We start from the raw sequence: 10,262 nt of genomic DNA, 5'->3' as shown, positions 1-10,262 counted from the left end.
GAATTCGTGCACCGCCGCCCAGAACAACGAGAATCCGGATGTCTCATGAGACATTCGGATTCTGGAGAATACCTGCAGGCGCCCGTGGTCATCGCCGGCGACCAGCACTGGTCGGGCTTTCGTCCCGACCGCATCAAAGGCCTGGTCAACGACCTCATGCAGGCGGTGCCCGCATGAGAACCGCAGCCTGGCGCCGGGGCCTGCGCCCTGTTGCCGCCGCGTCCGTAGCAGGGGTCCTCGCACGATTCGCCGCACAGCGCACCCGCCCGTCGCGCCGTGCCGCATCAGACCCCGACCCGGCAGCAACCCCCGCCGGTGAGGTCATCCGCTGGCCCAACGGCGACATCTGGATTCCCACCCCGATGCCGCTGAGCGGCCTGTTCGGCACCCCCACCCGCCGCGACTGGCAACACCACGCCCGAGCCGCCACCGCCCAAGCCCGCGCCCTGGCGCGAGTAGTCACCCTCTACGACTCCCACCGCGCCGACGCGCAGGGGTTATCCCAGCGGCCCGGCCCGCACCAGTGAAAGCCGCCGACATGCATACCACCGAACTGCACGTCGGCACGACCGCCGTCCTGCTGCATGCGTCTACCACCACCCATACACGCAAGGCCGCCCCGTCACCACAACGTCGGCTGCCTTGCTCCTAACAAGGCAGCGGCGACCAGGTCCGCATCCCACCCGTCGGCAACGGCGGCGCGGATGGCACGTGAGCGCTCGGCCCGCGACACCGCACCGGCTTCACGGGTCAGGATGGCACGCCGGCCGCCGCCGCGCCGCATGCGCGCCATGTGCCGCATATTGTCGCGCCGATCACCGCCCACCACGTGTGGCCTGACGCCCCGCGTGATCTCCTCCGCGCACGTTGTGCGCACACAAATCGGATTGTCGCACTCATGTAAGGCGAACACGTCCGGTCCCAGCACAATCCCTTTGAGCGACAACGCAAGCGCGTACCGCGACGTCCGCACCACATGGCGGACGCCATCGCGGGTGATGCGAAAGACGCCGTACCCGTCGTCACTGAGCCCACCGCTCCAGACGTGGCAATCGGTGTCCAGCGGACCCATCACGATGCGCCGTTGGAACCGCACGATCTCGTCGGCATGCTCGACGGGATCAACACGCAGCGGTAGCGGTCGCGAACTCCGGTGGGTGCGCCCACCTTCGGTGATCATCCTGTCGCCCAACATAATTGATGGAGTTCCCTAGTGGGCGCCCAACGCAGCTTCCGGCGGTGTGTAGTTACCAGTCTCTGGCGACATACGGTTGGGCAGCGCCACCACCTGGGCGTCTGGCGTCTCCGACTGCGCGGCATTCTCCGTGTGGTCCTCGGATGCGAACTTCAACAACTCACGCAGCCGACTGACGCTCAGGCCGGTGGTGCTACTGATGCTCGCTATCGTCTCGCCGCGCAACCGCATGGCGTGCAACGCCTTTCCCGCTGCAGCGCGGTGAGCGTGGCGCTTACGCTCCGCCTCTTCCTTCAACTTTTCGACCCGCCCTGCGTACCAGGCGTCGACCTCCTCCACCTGCGCCATGCGCACCGTGAACTCCGTCATATCAGCGAGATTGGCGCGCTCACGTTGTACACGCGCTGCCGCCGCCTGCTGCTGAGCCTCCAGCAATCGCCGACGGGCCAACTTGCGACTCGTGGTCTTCTCCATGCGGGCCAATCGTAGGGGCGACCCAGGACACTTCCGGCGAATCTCGCAGCACCCTCTCGCGTGCACCGCCGCTCCCCACCGTCCAGCGCCTCACTCTTCGCTTTTCAGCCGTCACACTGCAGTTTGCTACTGACCTGCCTTGTCATCCATCCTGCCTCTCGATCCACCACCGTCCACCACCTCACGTTTCGTCTCTCGTTTCCACCACATCCGCCCTCTACCTGCACCCTCCGGTTTTGCCCCCGCTTCGCACCACACACCTCTTGCACTAAGGTCACGAAACGGTAACGGCCCGGTTTGGGGGTAGCTGCGACGAGATTCCCCAGAAGTGTCCCGACGGGCCCCTACCGTTGATTTGTGACGCGGTCATGATGGGCATTCACAAGCTCACAGCGGGCGACGGGTACCTCTACCTGATCCGCCAAACCGCCGCGCACGACGCCGACCAACGGGGCCGCGGATCCCTGGGTGACTACTACACCGAAAAGGGTGAGTCCCCCGGACAGTGGGTCGGTAAAGGGCTGGCCGGTCTAGCCGATCAGCCCTCACGTACCTGGGTCACCGACCTCGAAGACCGGATGTGGCGTATCGAGCCCGGCTCGGCGGTCACCGAAGATCAAATGAAGGCGCTGTTCGGTCTGGGACTGCACCCGAACGCCGGCAAAATCGCCGAGCATCTGATCGCGAACATGGGTGTGCCCAAGGCTGCTGCCAAAGAGGCTGTGAGCCTTGGCCGCCCGTTCGTCATCAACGACGCCTCCACCGAACTACAACGCCGCCTCGCGGTCGCCTACCGCGACCACAACCTCAGCGAGAGCCTGTCGTGGAACGCACCAATTGACGAGACGCTGCGCGCCCAGATGCGCACTCAGATCGCCCGCGAGCTGTTCGCCGAGACCTATGACCGCCCGCCGCTCGATGATCGGGAACTGACCGGCTTCATCGCGACCCAGACCCGCGACCAGACCACCTCCACCGCCGGATACGACTTCACGTTCAGCCCGGTTAAGAGCTTCTCGGTGCTGTGGGCGCTGGCGCCGCACGACATGGCGAAAACCCTTGAAGAGATCCACGATCAGGCCGTCGCGGACACGCTGGACTACATCGAAAGCAATATGGCGTTCACCCGCATGGGCGCCCAAGGGGTGGCCCAACTCGACGTAGACGGCGTCATTGCCACGGCCTTCACTCACCGCGACAGCCGCGCCGGAGACCCCGACCTTCACACCCACCTAGCGGTGAGTAACAAGGTCCGCGCTCGCGGACACGACGGCATTTACCGCTGGCTGGCTCTCGATGGCCGACCACTCTTCAAGGGCACGGTCGCGGCCTCGGAGTTCTACAACTCCCGCATCGAAGCGCTCTCCGTTGAACGCGTCGGGCTGCATTTCGCCGAGACACCCCCGGCAGAACGGGGCAAGCGCCCGGTCCGCGAGATCGTCGGTGTGCCTACCGAAATCAATGAGGGCTTCTCCTCGCGGCGGGTGATGATCAAAGCGCGCTACACGGAGTTGGCCAAGGCTTTTCAAGCTGACCACGGTCGCGAACCGACCACGATCGAAGCGATCGCGCTGCACCAGCGCGCCACCCTGGAAACCCGTACCGCCAAGCACGAACCGCGCTCCCTGGGCGAGCAGCGTCAGCAGTGGCGCACCCAAGCCATCGAGATCCTGGGCAGCCCGCAAGCACTGTCGGACATGCTCATGGCCGTTCGCACACCACGGCGCCGCCAGGCGGCCGACATCACTGAAGAATGGATCGCCGAACAGGCCAGCGCGGTCGTGGAGACCGTCGCCGAATCGCGGTCGAGCTGGCAGCGCAACCACATCTACGCCGAGGCCCTGCGGGTCGCGCGCGCGGCGGGCTGGGCCACCGATCACGACGTCGTCGAGGCGATCACCGCCGTCGCCCTTAGTCAGCCCAACAGCGTGGAACACGCCCGGACCACCGACACCGACCTCGCCGAACCCACGGTGCTGCGACGGCGCGACGGGGCCAGTGTGTACAGCACTCACGGCACTGCACTGTTCACCAGCCAGGCCATCCTCTCGGCGGAAAAACGGGTGCTGCACTCCGCCGGTCAGACCGACGGCCGCCGCCTGGACACCTCCCTGATCGAGATGGCGTTGCTGGCCGAAAAAGCCGAACGCGGACGGACATTGAACGCCAGCCAGGAGACGATGGTCCGGGAGATGGCGTGCTCAGGATCGCGGTTTCAGCTCGCGTTAGCACCCGCCGGAACCGGCAAGACCACCGCCATGTCCGTGTTGGCGCGAGCGTGGGAGGAATCCGGGGGCACCGTGCTGGGCCTGTCCCCCAGCGCCAACGCCGCCCAAGTGCTGCGCGATGACATCAAGACCACCACCGACACCATCGAGAAATTCATTTGGCTGCGCCGCAACCCCAATGCCACAGATGATCCCGCGCGCAAGTGGTTCGACGCCATCGACGCCGACACCTTGATCATCATCGACGAAGTAGGCAAGGCTGGCACCCTGCAGCTCGACGAGGTCAACACGATTGCCCAGGCTCGCGGGGCCAGGATTGCTGCGATCGGCGACGACAAGCAGCTGGCGTCGATTTCTGCCGGCGGGATTCTCCGCGACATCGAAAGAACCTACGGCGCCCTGAATTTGACCGAGGTGGTCCGGTTCAAGTCTCGCGCCGAGGCTCAAGCCGGCTTGGCGCTGCGCGAGGGCGACCCGGCCGGGCTGGCCTTCTACGCCGACCGCCAACGCATCCATGTCGGCTCCGCAGACACCATCATCGACGCTGCCTACAGCCGATGGGCCAACGACAACGCCGCGGGCCGAGACTCGGCAATGCTGGCTCCAACTAACGACATCGTCGCTCAACTCAACGAACGCGCCCGCGCAGACCGTCTCGACGCACAGGCCGCCGACCCCGCACACGCCACCACCGCGGCCAAGACCCGCGAAACCACCCTGGCCGACGGGCTGCGCGCATCAGCCGGTGACATCGTGGCCACCCGCCGCAACAAGCGCACGCTGCGCCTAGCTGGCGGCCGGGACTTCGTCCGCAACGGACAACGCTGGCGCGTCGAGACGGTGAAAACCGATGGCTCCCTCGCGGTCGCTCGCATCGACACAGGGCAGAAAGTCACCCTCCCTGCGTGGTACGTCAACGCCTACACCACCTTGGGCTACGCCTGCACCATCGACGCCTCCCAAGGCATGACCATCGGATCACGAACCGCCACCGGAACGTGTCACGTCATCGGATCCGAAAGCCTGACCCGCCAGCAGCTCTACGTCGCGATGACCCGCGCCACCGACGAAAGCCACATCTACCTCGAAACCGCTGAAACCGACGCCCACAACGTCTTAACCCCGAAAGCCACCCACCCCAACACCGCAATCGACGTCCTGCGACGGGTGCTGGGCCACGACGGGGCGCAAGTGTCGGCCACCACCGAAGCCGACACCGCCGCAGACCCGTTCACCCGGCTGTGCATGGCCGCGCGGATGTACACCCACTCGGTTGGGGCACTGGCCGAAAACTCCCTGGGCCCCAGCCGCATGGCAGCGATCGACGCGGCCGCCAACCAGGTCTACACCGGCCTAACCCGGATGCCGGCCTGGCCGGTCCTGCGGATGCACCTGGCCACCGTCGCCGTGTCGGGCGAGAACCCCATTGCCCGTCTGCGCGACGCCGTCGCGCAACGCGACCTCAGCACGGCCGCCGATCCAGCTGCCGTGCTCGACTGGCGCCTAGACAGCAGCGGCGCGCACTCAGCGCGCACCGGCCCGTTGCGTTGGCTGCCTGATCTGCCGGCCGGTCTTCTCGACGACGATGACCAGGCGACTTACCTGCACGCCCGCCACGACCTGGTGACCAGTCTGGCCGCGGCCATCCGCGAGACCGCGGCCAAGTGGGACGCCAGTAACGCCCCGGCCTGGGCGCGGCCACTGCTGGGCGCCAGCCCGGAACTACGCGCCGAAATCGCGGTCTTCCGTGCCGCCCACGAGGTTTCGGCGGCCGACACCCGCCTAACAGGCCCCGACCAGTACGCGGTACGCGACCGCCACATCCAGACGATGCTCGAAGACACCGCTGCCCAGGCACTTGGGCGCACCTGCCCGGCCACCGCCCGCTTCGAGGTCCTCGTCGACACCGTGGACCCGCGGGTACGCCGAGACCCCTACTGGCCACAACTGGCAGCCCATCTGGCCGAGGTCGCCCGCACCGATATCAACCTGTCCCAGCTACTCGGCGACGTCGCCGCCGAGGGACCATTGCCCGACCAGATGCCCGGCGCCGCCCTGTGGTGGCGCCTAGCCGGACGTCTACAACCGGCCGTCTTGGAGGCAACCCACCAACACTTGCGGCCGGCCTGGTTGCCGGATCTGACCGCCGTGTTCGGAAGCGCCGAAGCCGAAACCATCGCCGCCGACCCCGCATTCGCGCGTCTGGTCGCCGCGATCGACAATGCCGACCCCACCCGCTGGCGACCCCGCGAGCTGCTTGAGGTGGCCTACGAACACCTGCGCGACGCTGACCACGCCGAAGACCACCGCCCGCCGATCCGTGCCGACGAATACGCCCGCCTGCTCACCTACTCCGTGGACCTGTTCACCGGCGAACACCCCTACGACCGCGAAGAGATCCCGCTCCCGGACCAGGCGCCGCTCACCGACGAAGAGTACGAAGAACTCCAACTGCGCTACCCCGATCCCGAATACGCCACCGGCGAAGACAACCCGCACTCCGCCGGCCTGTCCGATGACGCCCTGTTGGCCAAACTGGGCCTCGGTTACGCCGGAAGCCTCATCGCACCCGCCCTGGACGAGGAGGTCCCACCGGAGCCCTACGCGCAGGTGCTCGACAACGACGACGAGTTGGCGTTCGAGGATCTGCTGACCGAGCGACCACTGCCGCGCCCCGTCGCTGACGTGGTGGCCGACGTCGTCGCCTTGCGCGGCCAGCATCACGCCGCCGCCGAAGCCTTCAAGCGTCAACGTGCCCTGGTGATGGCCGACCAGGGCCCGGCGATGCGCGCCGCCGCGCCCACGCTGCTGGCATTGCGCGCCCGGGCCGAACACGACCGCCCCTACATGCTGGCCGTCCAGGACGTCATGGCCCGGTGGGCTGACGCCGAAGACCACTACGACGCTATGACCGCCTATGTACAACATGAACGCGACCAGCTCGCCGCACTCCAAAACAACCCCAACGCCGCCGAACTCGACCTAGCCAGCGCCCGCGCCGCGGTCCGCCTCGCCCTGATCGCACTGCCGCAGACCACCCCGGCCGCCCAATTCCACGCCGAACTCACCGACGCCATGGCCCGCCGCGCTCAGGCAGCCGGCGGCAACGACCGCATCGTCACCGCCGAGGACGTCGACGCCGCCCGCGGGCGAGCCCAGGACGAGGACATCGCCGCACTCAACGCCGCCCGCGCCGAACGTGACCGCCTCGCCGCGGCGCTCGAACGCGCCGAAACCGCCACCGCCCTCGCGTTCGCCCAAGCCGAGACGCGCAACGCTGAACACATCCACGAAAACATGGCCGCGCTGCACACCGAACTCGACATGCTCACCGCCGCCGGTGACTACAAAATCGAGCGCGGATTCAGCATCCCGCCCGATCTTGCCGCCGAGCTGTCCGAGCAAACCGCCCGAGGCCTAAATGCCATGACGCGCAGCGGCTTCACCGTCACCGCCGTGCACGCCGGCGACAGCGAGACGGCACTAGACGCGCTAAGGGTGCTACGCGAGACGGCTCGGACAGGCGAGCACCGCATCTTGTGGTGCAGCACCGATAGCGACCGCGCCGCCCGCATCGCCGAACCCGATCCGGCCGAAGCCGTGCACACTGTCGCCGACCTACACCGCCTGATCGCAAACGAGGGCGAACAACTCGACAACCAAACCACCATCGTCGTCGACCGGGCCAGCCACGCGCCCCCCGAAGTACTCGCCGACTTGGCCGAACACGCCGCCGACACCGGCGCCCGCCTGCTCCTCGTCGACGGCCAGGACCGGGGCTGGCCCCCGGCGCCGTCGGCACCCCTGCTGGATCTGCTGCACCAGGACCTCCCCTGGTCGGTAACCCTCACCATCGACACGGCCACCCCCGCGCGAAGAGCGGCCCAGCCCGACCTCGACGCAGTCCTCGACCAAGCCGAGCGCTGCGACCCGGCGCTACTCGACACCGAGGTCACCGACGCACTCCACCGTCGCCGCCAGCTACGTCAACAACACAGGACCGGCTACCAGGTACATGCCCACCTGTGGGACCGCATCGACGCAACTGACCACGAACACGACCGCACCCGCGAACTGTAAACTGTGAACTGTTGGAGCGTGTGCAGCAGGCAAAAGCGGCGGCATCGATGAACGTGATTCGGGCTCCGGCTCTGTTATGGGCCGAACTCCAACGTCGACGTTATGACCGAAACTTTCTTCGGCTATCCCCCGACTGAAGTCGAGGGCTTGCGCCGAAGAAAGTTTCGGTTAGCGTCTCAACAGGCGAATACGCTGCTGCTCATCGCCGCGCCGGCAACCGCCGGTCTCCTTGGCAGCGCCGCTAGGCGGGCCAGTCAGCTGGTTGCGCGCCGATTTACGGCCCCAGTATTAAAATTAAACGGCATCGTTGCAAGTCGGTGACTCTCAGATCGGGTCGCCCAGCCTCAGCGCAGGCTCGACTGAACATGGGATACAGCGTGGACGGCGACAGGTGACGATCGCAGTCGCGGACCGACGGAAACAATAGCGACTCGCGGCCTTGCGCTACGTGGCGTCGAAGATGCGCGTCGAGCTCCGCTAGCAGCGCTGCTGGGATGGCAATATCCCTGATTCCTTCGGTGCTGTTGGGAGTAGTCACCTGGAATCGGCCTCGCACGAGCGCCACCGCGCGGCGCACGCGGACGACCTTCTGCGCTAAGTCGACATCCTTGCGCCGCAACTCAACCAGCTCGCTGAGCGGCATCGCTAACCAGGCGGTCATCGGCACGAGCGCCTGGTAGGCCGGCGGCATCGCTGCGGCGATGGTCTCGATCTCGGCGCTAGTCACAGGACGAAACTCGAAGCTGGTGCGCGAGGTGGAGACGCCGGGGATCTGACAGGGATTGGCGCCGATTAGACCGTCGGCCAGCGCGTCGCGCATGACCGATCGCAGAAGCGAGTATGCATGAGCTCGGACGGTCGGCGGGCCAGTCCAACCCTCGTACCACTCACGGACGTCATTCTCGTCGATCGCGGCGATATCGACTCCGGCGAATGCAGGCAAAAGGTGCGCTGTAAGGAGGCGGCGGTAGTGATCACGCGTGCGTGCTGAGACATTGCGCGACGTCAGCCACCGTTCCGCGTACGCGCCAAAGGATGTCGGATGATCCGCCATCTCCTGGGCATTAGGGTTGGCTCGCATTCTCGGTCCCGCCTTCCGGCCGCCTCATGCGAGATGGTACTCCCGGGCTGACGTGATCGCCGTGGCCCGCAAGGGTGAAGCCCCGCTGCGCCAGATTGCGAGGGACTTCGGGATCTCGGAGGCTTGCCTGCGCGTTGCGGGCCTCGGAGATGGCCGCTCGCGCCCCGCCGGTGTGCCGGATTCCCCAGCTGGCCTTGGCATCCCGCAACGCCGCCGATTGGGTGTTGGCGCACACGATGCGGATCGGGGTGACCAGGAAGGCGAACTTCGAGGACCCGTCGTTATCTGCCCTTCACGACGGCTTGGACTATGACCGTGTTCGTCCGACCAGCGTGTCTTCCAGGGTCAACGGGTTCCATGGTGTTGCGCTACGTATGGCACGCTGCGTTCGATTTCTTACAACAGGCTTTGCGACGAGCCCGGATGTCTGTTTGGTCGATGACCAAGGTGTCGCACCACAGGCAATTGGCACTCAAATCCGCGGCATCGCAACCCGCGGCGTCGTGTGGAACTCATGCCGACCTTCGCGGTAGCGACCCCGCCCGCCGGCGACGACGACACCATCTTCGTTAGATTGAGATGCCACTCGGTTGGGCGCCGCGGCGAGAGTTGCGGACTCTGAGTGCTTCTGCCGTCGCTAGCGGTCTAGCGAATGGGGGTCGCTGCCGAAGCCGGCTTGGACCTCGACGACGACGCCGCTGCGATCCGCAAGGGCGGCGCCGTCATGCAACAGCTGCACGACGCGCAGAACGCCGCCGTGGTCTGGACCGAAGCGCTGCGCGGATTTCACGCGTGTGCCGCCGCCTCGGGTGTCCGAGTGGCTGGTTATCCGGTGCCGCCGGCGCTAACGCCGGCGCGCAGAGCCGACCTGGCGCCCGCGATTGAGATGGCCCGCGCCGAACGGACCGAAGCCGACGCGTGGATCCTGGCCCGCGCCGGCGTCCCGCTCAAACTCGCGACCATCGCCGAGTTTTGTTCCCGCGCAGCGCAGTTCGATGCCGACGCCGCAGCCGAAGAACGCGCCAACCAGGAGGCGCGCCTAGAGCGCGTCGTCAACAGCTGGTAGCCGGCCAACGACAGGCCCGCGGTCGGCGCGCGTTTGACGTAGGCGCAGCGCCGCCCGCGTGGCCACAATTGCAGCGACGATGAGGACCAGGACGTGACCAAGCTCCCCCAGCCAGCACCCACGCCGGGTGACCCGCCC

7 protein-coding genes and 1 pseudogene are annotated in these 10,262 nt (G+C 66.8%); 4 read left to right on the top strand and 4 right to left on the bottom strand.

All coding sequences use genetic code 11. From position 1 onward, the window contains the following. Window positions 1–177, top strand: a 177-nt coding sequence (locus AWC08_RS39550; protein ID WP_473234612.1) for a thioredoxin domain-containing protein, incomplete at its 5' end; no start/stop codon positions are given. Continuing rightward, window positions 174–527, top strand: coding sequence for a hypothetical protein (locus tag AWC08_RS08090; protein ID WP_085087665.1), 354 nt, complete (start codon window positions 174–176; stop codon window positions 525–527). The genes AWC08_RS39550 and AWC08_RS08090, both read left to right, overlap by 4 nt. A gap of 95 nt (window positions 528–622) precedes the next feature. Here the strand turns inward: AWC08_RS08090 and AWC08_RS08085 are convergent, their stop codons facing one another. Both AWC08_RS08085 and AWC08_RS08080 read right to left on the bottom strand, forming a co-directional pair. After that, window positions 623–1,195, bottom strand: coding sequence for a hypothetical protein (locus tag AWC08_RS08085; RefSeq protein WP_244906484.1), 573 nt, complete (start codon window positions 1,193–1,195; stop codon window positions 623–625). Between the two features lie 15 nt (window positions 1,196–1,210). Next, the gene (locus AWC08_RS08080; RefSeq protein ID WP_085087662.1) at window positions 1,211–1,669 is read right to left on the bottom strand and encodes a hypothetical protein; all 459 of its coding nucleotides are present in this window, start codon (window positions 1,667–1,669) and stop codon (window positions 1,211–1,213) included. 368 nt (window positions 1,670–2,037) lie between these two features. Here AWC08_RS08080 and mobF point away from each other — a divergent pair, with 368 nt between their 5' ends. Beyond that, the gene (mobF, locus tag AWC08_RS08075; protein WP_085087657.1) at window positions 2,038–7,977 is read left to right on the top strand and encodes a MobF family relaxase; all 5,940 of its coding nucleotides are present in this window, start codon (window positions 2,038–2,040) and stop codon (window positions 7,975–7,977) included. A 274-nt stretch (window positions 7,978–8,251) separates the two neighbouring features. Here mobF and AWC08_RS08070 read toward each other — a convergent pair whose 3' ends face one another. Together AWC08_RS08070 and AWC08_RS39370 are read right to left on the bottom strand one after the other, a co-directional pair. Further along, complete coding sequence (locus AWC08_RS08070) at window positions 8,252–9,031, bottom strand: tyrosine-type recombinase/integrase (RefSeq protein ID WP_159459973.1); 780 nt, start codon at window positions 9,029–9,031, stop codon at window positions 8,252–8,254. Between the two features lie 217 nt (window positions 9,032–9,248). Next, window positions 9,249–9,293, bottom strand: a pseudogene (locus tag AWC08_RS39370) (hypothetical protein); the annotation flags it as partial. A gap of 417 nt (window positions 9,294–9,710) precedes the next feature. Between AWC08_RS39370 and AWC08_RS08060 the strand changes: the two are divergent. Continuing rightward, window positions 9,711–10,124, top strand: a complete 414-nt coding sequence (locus tag AWC08_RS08060; protein ID WP_085087651.1) for a hypothetical protein — start codon at window positions 9,711–9,713, stop codon at window positions 10,122–10,124. Window positions 10,125–10,262 lie beyond the last annotated feature (138 nt).

Source organism: Mycobacterium gordonae (assembly GCF_002101675.1).
Taxonomy (GTDB): Bacteria; Actinomycetota; Actinomycetes; order Mycobacteriales; family Mycobacteriaceae; genus Mycobacterium; species Mycobacterium gordonae.
This window is presented reverse-complemented; position numbering and strand designations above follow the sequence as displayed.